Here is an 18,654-nt window from a genome sequence, read left to right as displayed (position 1 = left end):
TCCCTGTACCGATTCATTCTTTATTTTTGCTTAGTTCCTTCCAAAGGTGGTAAGGTTAGGCCTTTTTCCTTTGCCAACTCTTTTACCTGTTGCATGGTGCGGAATTGCTTAATACTTGTCGGACCTGCATACGAGTCACTTTGAAGTGGTCTTGGTGGGTAGTCAATATAAGTTTTCATAAGACTAGTAAGTGCTTTACCAAACAATGGTAAAGTCCAAGTTTTCTCGGTATAACTGTTCATAAACACATCATAACGCTCTTGTGGATCTTGCCATAAATCATAGATAGCCGGTACTGTGGCCACATACATTTCAGCTCCTCTCCAACCTAACTGTTGACCAGGCATATCGCTACCTGCTTGGGCGCCATTATCTCCTCGTAAATTAAATACAGCTTTAAATTTTTGATATCTAATGGCACCGGGAGCCAATTCGATTTCGGTAAAATAAAACCAAGTATCACGAAGTGGCTCTCCTTCATTGAACAATACATTGGCCATATCTTGACTATCGAATATCATAGGCACGCCATCTCTATCATTTTTTGGTAATTCCACTCCTGCCAAAGCGGCAAAAGTAGCCATTAAGTCTAGGCCACCAACGATGTCGTGACTGTCAGATCCAGCTGCTATTTGTCCAGGCCACCATGCTATTGCAGGTACACGGCTACCAGCTTCTCTATCATTCCCCTTAGTTCCTCTAAATGGCGTGTATCCAGAATCTGGATGTACATCTTGCCAAGCACCATTATCTACGGTATAGATAACAATGGTATTATCAGCAATACCAAGAGCACGGATTTTATCCATGACACGACCTACGTTGTAATCCATCTCCACGACGGCATCAGCATATAAGCTTTTGGCCGGTGATTTTCCAGCAAACTGCTTAGAAGGTAGGTTTGGCTGGTGGTTCTTTGCGAAGTTAACAGACATAAAGAACGGGGCACCTGCTTGCGTGTAAGTTTCTAATTGCTTAAGCACGTTTTCGGTCATGTTCATGTCCAATTCGGCGATGTTTTCAGGAGTAACCTTTGAAACTTCTTTTGCAGGACTTCCTGCTACACCTTCCAAAATTCCCGTAGTAACCTTTTGGTAGTACGCCAACATTTTAGCAGGCATATCCGGGTTAAAAGATGGGAAAGTATAAGTATAAGCGTTTAAGTGATACAATACCACATTTTGCATTTTGTCATACCCTTGTGCTGTAGGCATGGCGTAATCGGCTTCACCCAAATGCCATTTTCCTGAAAAATACGTATTGTAGCCACCTTTTTTAAGTACAGAAGCTAAGGTCCATTCTGCTGCTGGAAGTCCACCACCTTGACCTTGAAAGGCTACGGTAGTCATTCCAGAACGGTTTGGAATTCTACCTGTTTGCATGGCAGCTCTTCCAGGAGTACAACTTGGTTGACCATAAAAGTCCCAAAATTGCATACCTTCTTTCGCCATTTTGTCGAGGTTAGGCGTTGGCATTCCACGGCCTACTCCTCCTCCATATACACCTAGGTCTCCCCAACCAGTGTCATCGGAAACGAGCAGGATAATATTGGGCTTTGAGGGTCTTGGATTGTCTAGTTTAGCTGGGACGAATTTTTACGGTCATAAATTATATATTTGAATTATGGCAAAAAGATACAACAACGAATTAAAGGTTACAATAGTAGAACTATTGCAATCAGGAATGAAAGCAAAACAAATAAGTGAGGATTACGGTGTTGCTCCCAGCCTTATAAGTCGCTGGAAAAAGGAATACGAGGCTAAATCTGGAGATTTTTCCAAGAAAAGAGAACTTACAGTGGAAGAGCAAGAACTTAAAGCGTTACGTAAAGAATTACGTGATGTAAAAATGGAGCGTGACATCTTAAAAAAGGCGGTAAGCATCTTTTCCAAGAGCGATCGTTAAAATATCAATTCATTTTATCAAATGAATCAGTTTTTGTGGTTGAGAAGATGTGTAAGTGTATGCAGGTCAGTAAAAATGCATATTACAATTGGCGTAAGAATAAGAATTTAGTAAGGACTAAAAATTCTGTAATATTACTAAAAGAACGGATTAGAGCTATTTTTGAAGATAGTAAAGAGATTTATGGAAGCTGTAGAATACAGAAAATGTTAGAACGAGAAAATCTAAATTATTGCCGTTCATATATCTCGATATTGATGAAAGAAATGGGGTTAAAAAGTGTTTTAAAAAGAAAGTTTGTAAACACAACCGATTCCAGGCATAACTTTCCGTTGGCTAAAAATGAACTAGATAGAGAATTTTCAAGTTCAACAATCGGAGAGAAATGGGTGTCCGACATCACTTACATTAGAGTAAATGATAACTGGAATTACCTAACAACTATTATAGATTTAGCAGACAGAAAGGTTGTAGGATGGGCATTAAGGGAAGACATGACTGTGCAAAATACGGTGTTAAAAGCTTGGATTCATGCGAGAAGAAATAGAACTATTTCAAATAATTTCATATTTCATTCCGATAGAGGTGTTCAGTATGCAGCAAATACAATGACTAATATCTTTTCTTTCAATAGCAATATAACACAATCTATGAGTAGAAAAGGTAACTGTTGGGATAATGCAGTAGCGGAAAGCTTCTTTAAAACTATTAAACACGAATGGCTATATCGTTTTAAGTTCAATTCATACTTGCAATTATTTGACAAAGTAAGCCAATATATTACTTGGTATAATACCAAAAGAATCCATTCAAGCTTGGACTATTTAACACCATTGGAAATGGAGCTAAAACTAAAAGGAATTATCAACAATGCGGCCTGAAAAATTTAGTCCCATTTTTATTAGATAGTCCATCTCTTTGTCTTCTTCTGTGCAAATGTCACAGAAAATGATAGGCAAAACATACCTACCATGATTAATGATAATGTTTTTGAATTTTTCATTTTTAGAATAATTAAATTAATTAAAGATGCGAATGTTTGAAATTTGATAGGAATAAGAATAAAGTCAAACGAGGTGTTAAGTATTCTAATTTGATTTTAAACAAATGAAGTTTATTTAAAATTTTTAAAGTAATATTTATCAAAGTTGAAAATAACAGATTTTCAACTTTATAGATGCCCCTATCTACTACAAAGTACGTTAAATTTTTTTAACATTCTTTTAAGTTTTAAGTTTATTTTTAAAAAAAAATGAAGAATATACATGTTAAAGTATCGCTGATTTTTTAACAATGTGGTTATAACTGATTTTGTAGTCAATTATTGACAACCATGTTTTATTAACATTATTCCATTTATTTAATTGGGAAGTTCTTTTTTATTTACAAATTTCAACATGGATATGTGAAGAATTTTCTCATTGAAAGTTGTAAAATAAAGTATGTGAAAAATGAGATGGATAGAAATACAACCTATAATTGTTCTAATTACAAGCCTTTCATTAACAACTCTGCTGTTGCTGGATTGGTAGCCAATGGCACATCGTGCACATCGCATAAACGTAAAAGCATGAGTACGTCCGGTTCATGTGGATGTTTTTCCAGAGGATCTCTAAAAAACAGCACCATATTACATTTTCCTTCAGCTACTCGTGCTGCAATTTGTGCATCACCACCCATAGGTCCAGAAAGCAACCTAAGTACTTCAAAACCCGCTTTCTTCACTTTTTTACCAGTCGTTCCTGTAGATACTAATGAAATGTTTTTTTGAAGAAGAATCTCTCTATGTTCATTTAAAAACTGAACCATTTCAGCCTTTTTTCCGTCGTGTGCAATAATTGCTATTTCCATGAACCTAATTGATTGATATGATATGAAACAAGTCCATCTATAGGACGTTTAATAATATTTCCGACCTTAAAATGAAATTCCTTGGCCACCTCTAAAATTTCATCTTTAGAAAAATAGGCTACAGAACCTACAAAATGGACTGGAACTGTTTTTATTTCTTCGGAATATTGTAAAATCATGTTTTTTGAAAACTGTCGCAAACCTTCCATTATTAGATTCTTTATATAGTTGGAATCTTTATTGGAAAATAAAAATTCGGCAAATGAAGCTAAATAAGCATTAGGATTTGCCTGCTTGTAAAGATTGTTTTTTATGTAATCTGCATCCAAATTGTATGTTTGAGCAAAAGAGATTTTTAAATTTTCAGGCATCCTATTAAAATAGTAATCCCTTATTAATTGTCGGCCATAATAATTTCCGCCCGCATCGTCCATGATACTATATCCTAATGAAGCTACGCGTTGATGAATTTGTTGGCCATCAAAATAACTGCAGTTGGAACCCGTTCCAAGAATGCAGACTACAGCGGCTTCATTTTTAGAACTTAGGCTGGCTCTTAAAGCTGCCTGGGTATCTTCCTTAACTTCAATGGTTGCGTTATGGAAGATGTTCTGTAACACTTTATTTAATAAAAGTCTTGGTTTTTCTGTACCACAACCAGCCCCATAAAAAAACACATGTGAAACTTGGTCCTTAAGTTTTAGTAAATTAGAATTTGACTGTATAATTCCAGAAAGTTCTTCGCCAGTTAAAAGTGCGGGATTGAGTCCTTTGGTTTCCATTTTATCTAAAAGCTGATGTCCTTTGGAATCGACAGAAATCCAATCGCATTTTGTAGAACCGCTATCGGCTATTAATATCATGGGTTAAAAATATAAAAATTCCACATACCAAACCTATTTTTCAATGGATTTAGCAGGTGGAATTTATTTGAAAATTTATTTTAAAAGGCATTCATAAGCGCTGCCAACTCGACTAATTTAACAGAATAGGCGTATTCATTATCATACCAACCTATTAACTTAAAAAATCTGGAATTTAATTCTATAGATGCGTCTGCATCAAAAATACAAATTCTTGTTTCTCCTACAAAATCTTGCGACACTACCTTTTCCTCGGTGTAGCCTATAATTCCTAACATTTCATTTTCTGAAGCTCTTTTGAATACCTTTTTAATTTCGTCCAAAGAAGTTTCTTTTTGAGTTCTAACGGTTAAATCCACTACAGACACGTTAGCAGTTGGAACTCTAAAAGCCATTCCTGTTAATTTACCATCCAATTTTGGTATAACTTTACCAACCGCTTTTGCTGCACCTGTAGAAGCTGGAATAATGTTTAACAATGCACTTCTTCCAGCTCTGTAATCTTTTCTAGAAGGACCATCAACGGTTAATTGCGAGGCTGTTGTAGCGTGTATGGTGGTCATTAAGGCTTCTTCAATTCCAAAATTATCATCTACAACTTTAGCCATAGGTGCCAAACAATTGGTAGTACAAGATGCATTGGAAATAATGGTTTGCGAAGCTTTTAATTCGTTGTGATTAACACCCATTACAAACATAGGAATATCTTTACTAGGTGCGGAAATTACTACCTTCTTTGCTCCTGCTTCTATGTGGTAATTAGCTGTTTCCAAGGTTGTGAAAATCCCTGTACAATCTGCAACTACATCTACTTGGACTTCATTCCATTTTAAATTTCTGGGATCTTTTTCGGCTGTTACCCGAATGGTTTTTCCGTTTACAACTAAATGACCTTCTTTTACTTCTATAGTGCCGTCGAATTTTCCATGAACAGAGTCATATTTCAATAAATAGGCTAAATGATCTACTTCTAATAAATCGTTTATGGCTACTACTTCAACTTGTTGTTTTAATGCTGCTCTAAATGCGAGTCTTCCTATTCTTCCGAAGCCGTTAATTCCTAATTTTAATTTTGACATTCTTTACTGTTATTTATTCTTTATTATTATTCTTTTTCTTATCTCTTATTTTGGCTTTTCTCTTTAAACCATTAAGTCGTCATGATATCAGACACGCGAAGTAATTCTAAATTAATTTCTGTCTTTCCTTTTACAGCTTTGTCCAAAGAAGTTAATTCCATTTTATTATCCAGAATTCCAACCATACAATTGGACTTCCCTTCCAATAAGGATTCCACGGCTTTCACTCCCATTCTACTAGCTAAAACACGATCGAAACAGCTTGGAGAACCTCCACGTTGCATATGTCCTAAAACTGAAACACGCACATCGTATTCGGGCATGTGTTCATCTATATAATCTTTAAGTTCGAACACGTTTTTCCCTGTTTTGTCACCTTCAGCAACCACAACAATGCTCGAGGATTTCCCCGAGGCTTTACTTCTTATTAAAGATTCTACCAATCTTTCTAAACCTAAATCTTCTTCAGGAATTAGAATTTCTTCTGCTCCTGCTCCAACTCCAGCGTTTAATGCTATATGTCCGACATCTCGTCCCATAACTTCAACAAAAAACAAACGTTTGTGCGAACTGGCTGTATCTCGAATTTTATCGATGGCCTCTACAACGGTATTTATAGCTGTATCATAACCTATGGTGAAATTGGTACCATAAATATCGTTATCTATAGTTCCTGGAATGCCTATTATTGGGAAATTAAAATCTTCATTAAAAATCATTCCTCCATGAAACGTGCCATCTCCTCCTATTAAAACAAGGGCTTGAATGCCTTTATCAACTAAATGATCGTATGCTTTTTTTCGACCTTCTAAGGTTCGAAAATCATTACAACGAGCCGATTTTAAAATGGTTCCTCCTGTATGAATAATGTGATTGACATTTCTAGCTGTTAGATCCTTAAAATCGCCTTCCATCATGCCCTCAAAACCTCTATAAATGCCTACGCATTCAATTTTATGATATGCGCACGTTCTAACAACAGAACGAATGGCAGCATTCATTCCTGGCGCATCTCCACCAGAAGTCAAAACGCCTATTTTAGTTATTTTTTCACTCATTTATTAACTGTTAATTATAGTAAATCTAAGAAAGAAAACCCAATAAAAACAGGGTTTTACCATAAATTTAAGAGGAATCTTGTAGGAAAATAATTATTGTAAAATACAATGATTTTTATCATCTATTTTGAAGCTTCGTTTTTAAAACCAACATACGAAGGTAGCCCGTTTTCTTCCTTATTAGAGGTTTCTTTTTCGGTTTTTTTCATTGTTTTCACTTTGCCTGTAAAAATCTTGTTCAGTAGTTCTCTAAAGGTATCAAAGTCGACATTATAAGCGATCCCAACACCTTGAGTATATCCTATCTCCTCTCCAAAATTACGAATACTGTTTTCTCTATTGAATACTTTGGCGGTTAGACTGCCTTCTTCGTTTAAAAGGAAATCTATTTGTACATCTCCTGCAACCACTGTTTCGCTAACGCCGCCCACAGGAACTCCTACTTTTCCATTAATAATAACACGTTCGGAAATATTTGTTTGAAGGGTAACTCCTAATCGATCGTCTGTATGATATTCTGGAGTATTTTCGCCAGCCTCATAATTTAAACCGATGTTCAATTTATTATTACTACTAGTAAATAAGCCGTTAATAATTCCATTTAAACGCTCGGCAATGGTTCCAGTAAAATTAACTTCGTTCAACCTGTTGGAAAAAGCTCCTGTTGCTAATAAATAGATTGCTTGGTTGTCTCTATCCTGTTTGGAGCTAAGCCTGTATTGTATTTCAGATTTTACTGTTGAGTTTAAATTTGGAAAGCTAAACCCGAAATCGATATCTGGTTTCTCCAATTGTCCTGTAAGACTGGTTTCAACATATACAGGAATACTCCTGTTTATAGGATTGTCCAACAATGGAGATGGATTGGCTTGCGTGGCATAAAGTGCTTTTATATCGATTCTTGCACTCATTGGATCACCATCCCAGCCTAAACTTCCTTCCTGAACAATAAATTTCTTTTCTATAACGCCACCATATTTAAAGTTATAAATTCCATCAAAAACTATAAAATCCCCAAACATTCTAAACTTGCCATTCGTGTTTATTTCTATTAATAAACCTCCTTCTCCTTTACCTTTAATGGTACTTCCAGAATCTTTATCGATTACAATTTCTATCTCTGCATCTTGGGTGATATCCAAATCAAAATCCAATTCTAGACCAGAAACTTGTTGTATAACCAAATCTTCACCTTTTAGTTTGGCCTCTTTTTCTTCTGGAGTTAAAAAATGAATATAAGAGTTGTCGCCAAAAGACTCCATATCACTCAACGGAATGACGAATGAGGTCTTTGGTTTTGTTTCGGCAACCACACTAATTGTCAATTGGTCTGCTGGACCCTTAATTTTTGCCGAACCTCCAATAAAAGCAGTTCCATAGTATAAAGCTTCCTCATCGTCGTCTGCATGAGTGTCTAAAACTATTAAGTTTTGAGTGGTAACATCTAAGTTCAATTCCCATTTGGAAAAATTGGTATGGCTTAAAGTTCCATTTAAAAGGCCTTTTGTATCGTATTTAGTATCGGTTAATTGTAAGGAATTAAAAATAAAACTTTGGTTGACTAGGCTTACTTGCGAATTGTCGGCAAAATCATAATTCACATTGAGATATGGAACTTTTAAACCAGAGTTATTCAGCTTTAAATCGCCACTTACACTTGGTTTTTTTAAATTTCCAGACACATTTGCAACTCCAGTAACATCTCCTCGGATATCGCTTAAAATACCCTCTAAAAACGAATTGATAAAGTCTAGTTTAAATTTATTAAACAACAAATCAACATCAATGGTGGACACATCATTTACCAAATTAATGTTTCCAATAGCTGCAAAGCTTTGTGCTCTTTTATCTTTAATTCGAATATCTACAGCGTAGTTTGTTAAGTCTTCGTTTCCTGTTATAGCTGCATCAAACGATCCTAAGAATAGATCGTTAACCGTAAAATTATCTATAGAGATTTCAGAACTAGGCAAATAAGCACCCCTTTTCTGAAGTATTTCCAACCTTCCGTTAACGTTCCCATACATATCCAAACCTTCAACTTCTGGCGTTATTTTGGACAAATCGACATCGTTAAAATTGAGTTGAATATTTTTAGATGTAGAATCTCTTAAAACACCAGAAAGCCTGATTTCTTCATGATTATGATTCATGATTATCTGTTCAATATTGACATTCGAAAATTTGTTATCGAAAACAACTTTATGCAAATGATCTCTATTTTCATTAATAGTCCAGGTATTTCCTTTAAAAGTTACGTCCGATTCTTTCAAACCTACAACCGACTTGTTTTCTGGGTTGATGGTATGATAAAAGTTTAAGTTATAAAGATCATTATTATTCTTACCTCCTTTAAATTCGGTACGAACATATAAGGTATCATTAAGGGTTACGTTGATTAAACTAAATTTGGAAATATCATAAAATTTCGTGTTTATACTATCTATTTCCACATAAGTGTTAAATACTGGGTTTTTATTATCGAGTTGGAGCTCTATTTTATTGGCAAAATAATCGAACAATTTAATCTCTGGAGATTTAAAGGTAAGCTTAAACTCTTTTTCATCGCTTTCCACACGCCCACGTACATAGGTGTTTTTTCCAAGTTTTAAATCGGGTACAAATACTTCAACAATCTTGTTATAGATTTTAAAATTAAAATTGATGTACTGATTTTCTTTTACTTTATGAGGTTTGAAATTTGTATAAATACTTCCTATGGCATTTTCAAACAGTTTTCCAATGTCTGCAAACACAAATTCGCCACTAAGTTCGCCTTCAATAATATCTGGCGAATTCACACTAATCTCTCTAACGCCTTCCTGAAAAGATGAGGTGATTTCAAAATCGTCGAAGAAATATTCGTCGTTTTGATTTTTATAAGAAGTTTTATTGAATTGAATACTCCCAACTGCATCATCTATTGTGGTTCCTTCCATTTTCATATCCACCATGCCCTTAAAAATGGATACTTCATCCTTTTTAATAAAGTTTAAGGCATTTAAATTGGCATATTCCACATCGGCCTCAAAATCGAAAGTATTGATGTCTCTAGAAAAATTGGCCAAACCATTAAACTCTAACTTTAAATTTTTATCGTTTGAAATAAGCCTCCCATTAAAAATCTTGTTTCTTAAGTTTCCAGATACATCCATATTTTCGTAGGTATATTTATTATAAACCAACGAGAAAATATCTCCGTTTAATTTTGTGTTTACGTTTTCTTTGGTAAAACCAGAACCATCCACATCTAGATTTAACGAAGTTTTACCAAGGGTTTTATCGTTGATAAACTCTCCAATATCGAAGTCTCTTAAAACCACATTTCCGGAGTAAGATGCATTATCAATATCGTTGATTTTATGCATGTCCAAATTGGCATCAATTAATCCTATTTGAGTATTGATCAATAAATTTGCTGAAATGGTAGAGGTTGTTATTTCGGTTTTTCCTATAATATTAAAATTTCCAAGTTTATCGAAAGACGTTGGAATTGACTGACCTAAAACATTTGGCAACAAGGCTTTTAAATCTCTATAATTGGAATTAAGCTGATCGAAATCCCCTTTCATATAAAAGTTATCAGATTCAGCATTAAAAAGGTTTCTAAAATTGATGTTTCCAACAATCTTACTTCTTGTACTTGTAAATAACTCTAAATCGTTCAACATTAAATCGTTAAGAGTTCCACTTAGTTTCACGCTAAGCTTAGCTCTTTGGTTAACACCAAATTCGTTGTAAAAAGTATTTAATTCATTTAATGCCACATCGCTTTTAGTAAAAGTGGCATCGACTTGTACCTTATCTGTAAAATCTTTTAAATCTTCCCTTTCGAAAAAAAACTTCACCTCACCTTCCAACGAAGAGTTTGCTGTTTTAATGCTTAAATTTTCAAGAAAAATATTACTGGGAGTGTAGGCAAAATTACTGACTAAATTTCTCACTTCTAAACCCCGACTATCATTAAAGGCCAAAGTGTTGATTCTTGTGCTTACATCGCTACCATTAATCAATAAATTGGTGGTATTGGCTTGAATACCGGTAAACTCTAAGATTTTTGGAGTTTCTTTATTTTCATCTATCAATCTAAAAGTACCGTTATAGATAGAAACATCACTAGACGAGAGTAGAAAGTTACTTTTTTCGTCTGTGGGATTATCCTCATCAAACTTAGCCACAAAAATATCGAGATTTGTTTCTACTTCGCCCTTATAAGTTTTTAAATTAAAAATCAATCCATCTAAACCTATATCACCAAAAACCAATTTACTGTTCATGATATTTTTGAAGCTTAAAATGGAGGTATTTAATTCTTTTGCTGCAAAAAGCGTGTCCTTTTGATAATCTCTAATAAGAATTTCTTTAAGTTCGACTTCTCCATTAAGCTGAAGCCCAATTTTTCCGATATTAATATTTGTACCAAAATCGTTGTTCAATCTGGCGGTAACTTTCTTTCCTAAATAAGTTTGAATGGATGGAATAGAGAGCAGCAGCACCAAAATGATGAAAAGCAGCAAAATTATTGCCGCCAGTTTAGATAGTATTTTTAAAAATTTTTTGATACGTTTTAAAGTTATAACTTTGAAACCAAAATTAACAATTATTGTGCCTAAATTTTACTAATGTCTTCACAAAATATTTATATTCTAGGAATTGAATCATCCTGCGATGATACAGCGGCTTCCGTGATATACAACGGTAAAATTTTAAGCAATGTTGTTGCCAATCAAAAAATACACGAAGAATATGGTGGCGTAGTTCCGGAATTAGCTTCTAGAGCTCACCAGCAAAACATAGTTCCGGTAGTAAATCAGGCTGTAAAAAAAGCCCAAATTAACAAAAATCAACTACATGCCATTGCCTTTACTCGTGGTCCAGGTTTAATGGGTTCCTTGCTTGTTGGTACTTCTTTTGCAAAATCGCTTGCCTTGGGATTAAACATTCCCTTAATAGATGTTAACCACATGCAAGCCCATATTTTAGCACATTTTATAGATGAAGAAGGCTTTAACAAACCTCCTTTTCCGTTTCTTGCCATGACTATTTCGGGAGGACATACACAAATTGTAAAGGTTTCCAATTATTTTGATATGGAAGTTATAGGTGAAACTATAGATGATGCTGTTGGTGAAGCTTTCGATAAAAGTGGAAAAATTCTAGGTTTGGGCTATCCAGCTGGACCAGAAATAGATAAACGTGCCCAATTAGGAAATCCGAAGGCCTACAAATTCACAAAACCCAGAGTAGATGGTTTAAATTTTAGTTTTTCAGGATTAAAAACCGCCATTTTATATTTTATTCAGAAGGAAATAAAAGCAAATCCCAATTTTATTGAAGAAAACATCAACGATATTTGTGCATCCATTCAATATACCATTATCGGGATTTTAATCGATAAACTAAAACTGGCCAGCCAGCAAACGGGTATAAAACATATTGCTATTGGTGGCGGAGTTTCGGCCAATTCGGGCATCAGAAATGCATTAAAAGAAGGTGAAACTAAATTTGGATGGACCACATATGTTCCAAAATTTGAATTTACCACAGACAATGCTGCCATGATTGCCATTGTTGGATATTTAAAATATTTAGAAAACGATTTTTCTGAACAAAACGTAACAGCTTCCGCCAGATTAAAGATTTAAACCCCTCTAAACCAATCTTTGAAAACTCTCTTAATAATCTTACAAAATTGTGATGTTTCAATCTAATAATTTTGTTTTTTTGCTAAACTAAACACTCTAAACATTCCCAAATGAAAAGAATTTTACTATTACTTAGCCTAATTGCCTCTACTTCATATGCCCAGGAAGCAAACGTCGAATTGGATTTAATTACCGACATGTCTTCTGCCGAAGAATTTCTAAAAACCAACAAACATAAAGGCAATAAACTTATAACCTTTAACGAGGAAAAACACAAAACCATTTTAGCCGGCGATCTTTTTAAAATGTCTGTTGGAAGCAAAACAACCAACGAAAATAATTTTGAAAAAATCTCTTATAAAATTATAGAGAAAAACATGGTTCCTCATTACAGGGTTAGCTATATTTTATTAGACAGTAAAATTAAAGAAGCTTCTAGCATTCAAGGAACTATAAAACAAATCATAGCCGCATACGACAAAGGCTCGCCTTTTGATTTTTTAGCCAAAAAATACTCCGATGCCAATAATGCAAATCGCGGTGGAGATACAGGTTGGTTTATTAAGGAAGATGTGTTTTTATTTTTTAATGTGGATATTACTGAAAATCAGTATATGGAAAGAGAGCTGTACACTTTAGAAAATGATAAGAATGGTTTATATTACATCATTCTTAACACATATCAACCCAAAGAAATTAAAGAGATAAAAGTTCTGAAAATAGTAGAGCCAAAAAATTAATGCAATTATTTTATAATCCAAATATTACAGAAGAGACAACTCAAATAATTTTTCCTAAGGAAGAAAGCAGGCATATTGTAAAAGTTTTGCGAAAAACAGAAGGAGACATTCTCCATATTACCAATGGGTTAGGATGGCTTTTTACTGCGGAAATTTCTGTTGCGGACATTAAAAATTGTGTGGTCTTTGTCATAAAAAAAGAAAAACAAGAAAAGAGATCCTATCAAGTTCATCTGGCTGTAGCGCCAACAAAAATGAACGATAGATACGAATGGTTTTTAGAAAAAGCCACCGAAATTGGTATCGATACCATTACTCCTATTATTTGTGATAATAGCGAAAGAAAAGTAATTAAAACCGATCGTTTCGAAAAGATATTGCAGGCAGCCATGAAACAATCACTTTCCTGTTATATGCCAAAACTAAACGAAGCTATTTCGTTTAAAGAGTTTATTGATAAGCCACATTCTGAACAAAAATTTATAGCACATTGTGAAGAAACAGATAGAAAATCCTTAAAAAAAGAAATAAAACCAAGCCAAGATATTACTGTTTTAATTGGTCCAGAGGGCGATTTTAGTACGAAAGAAATCGAACAAGCCATTGCCTCTCATTTTATTCCTGTAACTTTGGGAAGCACAAGACTTAGAACAGAAACAGCTGCTATAGTTGCTTGTCATTCGATAGCTTTTATAAATGAATCTTAAAATGGATTGTAACCAGATTAATTATTTCAAGAAAAACATGACAAAAACGAATCTTATCTCTTTCATTTTTTTTCTTTTTTCTTTAGTTGTTTTTTCACAAGAAATAGCCGTCTTAAAATATAAAGGTGGCGGAGATTGGTATGCAAACCCTACCTCTTTGCCTAATTTAATAGCTTATTGCAATTCTAACATTTACACTAAAATAAACTCAAAACCTGAAACGGTAGAAACTGGAAGTTCCGAAATTTTTCAATATCCTTTTGTACACATGACAGGGCATGGAAACGTTTTTTTTAGTGAAGAAGATGCGGAAAACCTAAGAAACTACTTAATTTCGGGTGGTTTTTTACATATAGACGACAATTATGGCTTGGAACCTTATCTTTTAAAGGAATTAGTGAAAGTATTTCCGGACAAAGAACTTATTGAACTGCCAGCCAGCCATCCCATTTTTAATAGTGCGTATTCTTTTCCAAGGGGTTTACCAAAAATCCATGAACACGATGGCAAAAGACCTCAAGCTTTTGGCATTTTTTACGAAACCAGATTAGTCTTACTTTTTACCTACGAAAGCGATTTGGGAAATGGTTGGGAAGACGAAGCTGTGCATAACGACCCCCCCGAAATTAGAGAAAAAGCCCTAAAAATGGGGGCCAACATTATAAAATATGTGTTTGAAAATTAATCTCTTGTGAAACAGCTAAACCACTACACTACCAATTTCACCAAACAGACTTTTCCAATTACTTTAGTTTGCGACAATATTAACAATGCCCCAAATGTTGGAAGTTTGTTTAGAACAGCCGACGCATTTGGTGTAGAAAAAATTATTTTTTGTGGCTCGCCCATCCCGATAGGAAGAAAAATGACGAAAACTTCTAGAGCAACCGAAAAAGCAGTGCTTTTTGAAGAAAAAGAATCTGTTTTAGAAATTGTAAATCGCTTAAAATTGGAAAATTATCAAATAATTTCCTTAGAAATAACAGGAAACAGTCAGAGTATTGATTCTTATGTTTTTCCTAAAAATCAAAACATAGCTTTAGTCGTGGGAGATGAAGCTTTTGGAGTTTCGGAAGCTGTATTAAATCTTTCAGATGCTGTTATCCATATTGATATGTTTGGGCAAAACAGCAGCATGAATGTTGTTCAGGCCACTACTATAGCGCTTTATGAAATTACCAAACAGTGTTTCAAAAATAAAAACTTGGACAATTAAAACCAAAATGTATCTTTACTAAATGAATTCAAAAGAAGTTTCATCCGGAATTTTAAAAGCTGTTGCCACATTAGTTGGTATAGGTATCCTCTTGTTTTTTTTATATAAAATCCAATCGGTTATAGTTTACATTGCTATTTCGGCCGTTATCTCATTAACAGGAAGGCCCATTGTGAAATTTCTTAAAAAACGCTTAAAACTCAATAATTTAGTAGCTGTTCTTATAACCATGTTACTTTTATTGGGAGTTATATTGGGCTTAATAGGTTTATTTGTTCCATTAATAGTAGAACAAGGCCAAAACTTATCTTTACTTAATATTGAACAACTGCGCGAAAAAACCCAATATATTTATTCGGAATTTATTGCTCATTTTCAATTGGAGCAATTTTCTGCCGAAAACGACCCTTTAGCAAACTCTGCCTTATTATCTAAAATTGACTTTGCTCTGATCCCTGAATTTTTAAATATGGTAGTTACCGGTTTTGGAAGCTTTAGCATGGGATTATTTTCTGTGCTTTTTATATCGTTTTTCTTTTTAAAGGACAGCTCCTTATTTGAGAATGGCTTAATGCTCCTTATTCCAGAAAGCAAAATACCTCGTTCAAAAATCTCTTTAGAAAAAATCAAAAACTTACTATCTAGATATTTTGTCGGTCTTGTATTTCAAATTTCTGTATTGTTTTTAATATACATGATTGGTTTATTGATTATTGGTGTACAAAACGCGGTAGTAATTGCTTTTTTATGTGCCTTAATCAATCTAATCCCATATATAGGTCCATTAATTGGTGCTGGTATCATGATTTTATTAACCATGACCAGTAATTTAGGATATAGTTTTAGTGAAGTTATTTTGCCAGAAACCATCTATGTAATTATTGTTATTACTATTGGACAATTAGTAGATAATTTTTTAAGTCAACCCCTTATTTTTTCAAAAAGTGTTAAGTCACATCCCTTGGAAATCTTCTTGGTAATAATTATTGCTGGTCTCTTATTTGGTATTGTGGGAATGATTATTGCCATTCCAACATACACAGCCATAAAAGTTATTTTAAAAGAATTTTTATCTGAAAACAAGGTGGTTCAAAAACTTACCAAGAACTTATAGTTTTGCTTTGAATAAAAACATATTAAATACTGCAAATCAATATTTTATAAATAAAAATTTAAATATTGATTCCACTTCCCTATTACTAAAAAAACATCCCGGATTACAAGTTGACATCAAAGTGCTTTTAGAGCAAATTGAGTCTAAAAAACGTTCCAAAAAAAAGCTTCCTAGCTGGTTTCAAACACCAAATATCTATTATCCGAACAAGCTTAATATTGAACAAACCTCTTCCGAGATAACTGCTAAATATAAAGCAAGTATTATTTCAGGAAACACTTTAATCGATTTAACAGGAGGTTTTGGAGTGGATTGTTTTTACTTTTCAAAACAGTTTAAAACAGTAACACATTGCGAAATAAATGAAGAACTCTCAAAAATTGTAAATCATAATTTTCAACAATTCAAGATTAAGAACATTCAAACTGTTGCTACCGATGGAATTTCATATTTAAAAAACTCACAATCTAAATTCGATTGGATATATATAGATCCATCACGAAGACACGACAGCAAAGGAAAGGTGTTTTTCCTAAACGATTGCCTTCCAAATGTACCAGAACATATAGACTTGTTGTTTGCACATTCTAACAATATTTTGATAAAAACCTCTCCCTTATTGGATTTTTCTGTTGGAATAAATGAATTAAAACATGTAAAAACCATCCATGTTGTAGCCGTAAACAATGAAGTAAAAGAATTGCTTTGGATATTAAAAAAGGATGCTCTTGAAAATAACATTCAAATTGAAACCGCTAATATAAAAGACAACCAAACCGAGTGTTTTAGTTTTAAATTTAAGAATGAGCATACAGCAGAAGTTTTGTACAGCTTGCCTCTAGCCTATCTTTACGAACCAAATTCAGCCATTTTAAAATCGGGTGGATTTAATAGTGTTTCAGAACAACTTCAAATAAAAAAATTGCAACAACATTCCCATCTTTACACGTCTAAGGGAGAGATTCCATTTCCTGGAAGAGCCTTTAAACTAGAACAAGTTTTATCTTATAATAAAAAACTTTTCAAAAAAACGGGAATCAACAAAGCCAATATTACAACTCGAAATTTCCCTGATTCTGTAGAAAGCATCCGAAAAAAACTAGGGATAAAAGATGGTGGAGACACCTACATTTTTGCAACCACAAATATGGAAAATGAGAAAGTATTAATTATTTGCTCGAAATTGCACTAAAAATAAAAGCTTCAGTATCTTTGAAAAAAATCTACCCGTGTTAAAAGCAGTTCTATTCGATATGGATGGTGTTATCGTAGACACCGAACCCTTACACCATAAGGCTTATTATGGCATGTTTGATGCACTTAAAATTGAGGTTAGCGACGTCCAATACCGCAGTTTCACTGGGCAATCTACTATAAATGTCTGTAGAAGTCTTTGTGATCATTTCAAACTAACCAACAATCCACAAGATTTAGTTCATATTAAAAGAAACATTTTTAAAGACCTCTTTAAAAACGATCCAGATCTTCAACTTATTGATGGTGTTTTGGAACTTATTAAAGAATATCACAATAATGGCTTAACTCTTGTTTTGGCCTCTTCTGCATCCATGGGAACTATTGAAGGTGTTTTCACGCGATTTGAATTGGACCAATACTTTCTCACTAAATTAAGTGGCGCCGATTTGAAAGCGTCCAAACCCCATCCAGAAATTTTTCTAAATGCAGCTAAAGTTAGTGGACACCATAAAAACAATTGCTTGGTTATTGAAGACTCCACCAACGGCATTCAGGCCGCACATGCTGCCGATATTTTTTGTGTTGGCTATAAGAGTGTGAATTCCATAAATCAAGACTACAGCAAAGCAAATGTTGTAATCAAGGATTTTAAGGAAATAACCTACGAGAAGGTTAAATTGCTTCTTTAAAAAAACTTGTTAAAATCAGTACAAATTATCTCAAAATCTTGCGTACATTCTATTTCTTCATAGGAAATTAATGTCTAGACATAACCATTTTTATTTCCTTTAAAACAGTAATGCACTTAAAAAAATATAATCCTTAAGCCTTAATATATAATGCTTTACCTTATGCTATCTACTATATCTCTCTTAAGGTAAGCTTCTGTTTTATATTATAGATTTCTATACAAACAATTCTAGTAGGGATAGGTTACAATCTATCCCTACTCTAATTTTGCAAACCTGAAATTTAACATAGATTCTTTAGAGGTTCAAAACCCCATAAAACAAAAAAACCCCACTATAATTAGTGAAGTCTTAAGTGAGCCCGACAGGATTCGAACCTGTGACCGCCTCCTTAGAAGGGAGGTGCTCTATCCAACTGAGCTACGAGCCCGTAACTCTAAAAAAAAATTGTCGGGGTGGCAGGATTATAACTCCTGCTTCGACATATCTAATATTCAATAAGTTATAAAATTTTCAAATTACTTGGTAACCGAATAGGTAACTTTATTGATAAGAACTTTCGCTTTGTATTGTTTTATACTTGAGCGGTG

The 18,654-nt window shown here is 33.9% G+C and carries 15 protein-coding genes and 1 tRNA gene; 9 read left to right on the top strand and 7 right to left on the bottom strand.

Features of this window, described 5'->3' with window-relative positions:
- Positions 1-20: 20 nt before the first annotated feature.
- Complete coding sequence (locus VKY47_RS11515; protein ID WP_324312972.1) at positions 21-1,541, bottom strand: arylsulfatase; 1,521 nt, start codon at positions 1,539-1,541, stop codon at positions 21-23.
- A gap of 82 nt (positions 1,542-1,623) precedes the next feature.
- Here VKY47_RS11515 and VKY47_RS11510 point away from each other — a divergent pair.
- Positions 1,624-2,786 (top strand): IS3 family transposase gene (locus VKY47_RS11510; RefSeq protein ID WP_324312953.1). Its coding sequence is split into 2 segments (ribosomal slippage): positions 1,624-1,861 and positions 1,861-2,786, totalling 1,164 coding nucleotides; the frame shifts between segments, so codons are not numbered across the junction.
- Positions 2,787-3,393: 607 nt separating this feature from the next.
- Here the strand turns inward: VKY47_RS11510 and VKY47_RS11505 are convergent.
- From VKY47_RS11505 to VKY47_RS11485, 5 genes are all read right to left on the bottom strand, one after another.
- Positions 3,394-3,756, bottom strand: coding sequence for a methylglyoxal synthase (locus tag VKY47_RS11505; protein ID WP_324312952.1), 363 nt, complete (start codon positions 3,754-3,756; stop codon positions 3,394-3,396).
- On the bottom strand, positions 3,747-4,619 hold the full coding sequence (locus VKY47_RS11500) for an N-acetylglucosamine kinase (RefSeq protein WP_324312951.1): 873 nt from the start codon (positions 4,617-4,619) through the stop codon (positions 3,747-3,749). Before VKY47_RS11500 ends, VKY47_RS11505 begins: the two co-directional genes overlap by 10 nt.
- Before the next feature lie 80 nt (positions 4,620-4,699).
- The gene (gene gap / locus VKY47_RS11495) at positions 4,700-5,698 is read right to left on the bottom strand and encodes a type I glyceraldehyde-3-phosphate dehydrogenase (RefSeq protein WP_324312950.1); all 999 of its coding nucleotides are present in this window, start codon (positions 5,696-5,698) and stop codon (positions 4,700-4,702) included.
- A gap of 71 nt (positions 5,699-5,769) precedes the next feature.
- On the bottom strand, positions 5,770-6,756 hold the full coding sequence (gene pfkA / locus VKY47_RS11490) for a 6-phosphofructokinase (RefSeq protein WP_324312949.1): 987 nt from the start codon (positions 6,754-6,756) through the stop codon (positions 5,770-5,772).
- 122 nt (positions 6,757-6,878) lie between these two features.
- Positions 6,879-11,273: a translocation/assembly module TamB domain-containing protein gene (locus VKY47_RS11485; protein WP_324312948.1), complete on the bottom strand. Its 4,395-nt coding sequence runs from the start codon at positions 11,271-11,273 to the stop codon at positions 6,879-6,881.
- Between the two features lie 105 nt (positions 11,274-11,378).
- Here VKY47_RS11485 and tsaD point away from each other — a divergent pair, with 105 nt between their 5' ends.
- The 8 genes from tsaD (at position 11,379) to VKY47_RS11445 (ending at position 18,064) form a co-directional block, all read left to right on the top strand.
- Positions 11,379-12,401 carry a tRNA (adenosine(37)-N6)-threonylcarbamoyltransferase complex transferase subunit TsaD gene (gene tsaD / locus VKY47_RS11480; RefSeq protein WP_324312947.1) on the top strand — a complete coding sequence of 341 codons (1,023 nt, stop codon included), beginning with the start codon at positions 11,379-11,381 and terminating at the stop codon, positions 12,399-12,401.
- A 110-nt stretch (positions 12,402-12,511) separates the two neighbouring features.
- A complete protein-coding gene (locus VKY47_RS11475; RefSeq protein ID WP_324312946.1) occupies positions 12,512-13,141 on the top strand; it encodes a peptidylprolyl isomerase in 630 nt (209 codons plus the stop codon).
- Positions 13,141-13,848, top strand: a complete 708-nt coding sequence (locus VKY47_RS11470) for a 16S rRNA (uracil(1498)-N(3))-methyltransferase (RefSeq protein WP_324312945.1) — start codon at positions 13,141-13,143, stop codon at positions 13,846-13,848. The genes VKY47_RS11475 and VKY47_RS11470 overlap by 1 nt, the downstream gene beginning before the upstream one ends.
- A 37-nt stretch (positions 13,849-13,885) precedes the next feature.
- Positions 13,886-14,533: a DUF4159 domain-containing protein gene (locus tag VKY47_RS11465; RefSeq protein WP_324312944.1), complete on the top strand. Its 648-nt coding sequence runs from the start codon at positions 13,886-13,888 to the stop codon at positions 14,531-14,533.
- Positions 14,534-14,539: 6 nt separating this feature from the next.
- The gene (locus tag VKY47_RS11460; RefSeq protein WP_324312943.1) at positions 14,540-15,064 is read left to right on the top strand and encodes a TrmH family RNA methyltransferase; all 525 of its coding nucleotides are present in this window, start codon (positions 14,540-14,542) and stop codon (positions 15,062-15,064) included.
- Between the two features lie 22 nt (positions 15,065-15,086).
- Positions 15,087-16,178: an AI-2E family transporter gene (locus VKY47_RS11455; RefSeq protein ID WP_324312942.1), complete on the top strand. Its 1,092-nt coding sequence runs from the start codon at positions 15,087-15,089 to the stop codon at positions 16,176-16,178.
- 7 nt (positions 16,179-16,185) lie between these two features.
- Entirely contained in the window at positions 16,186-17,370 is a 1,185-nt protein-coding gene (locus tag VKY47_RS11450; RefSeq protein WP_324312941.1) for a THUMP-like domain-containing protein, read from the top strand.
- Between the two features lie 37 nt (positions 17,371-17,407).
- Positions 17,408-18,064, top strand: coding sequence for an HAD family hydrolase (locus tag VKY47_RS11445; RefSeq protein ID WP_324312940.1), 657 nt, complete (start codon positions 17,408-17,410; stop codon positions 18,062-18,064).
- 356 nt (positions 18,065-18,420) lie between these two features.
- Here the strand turns inward: VKY47_RS11445 and VKY47_RS11440 are convergent.
- Positions 18,421-18,494, bottom strand: a tRNA-Arg gene (locus VKY47_RS11440).
- Positions 18,495-18,654: the final 160 nt, after the last annotated feature.

The sequence above is a fragment of the Xanthomarina sp. genome, assembly GCF_035306705.1.
In the GTDB taxonomy this organism is placed as follows: Bacteria; Bacteroidota; Bacteroidia; order Flavobacteriales; family Flavobacteriaceae; genus Xanthomarina.
The sequence above is the reverse complement of the archived record's forward strand: the minus strand, read 5'-3'. Positions and strand labels throughout refer to the sequence as shown.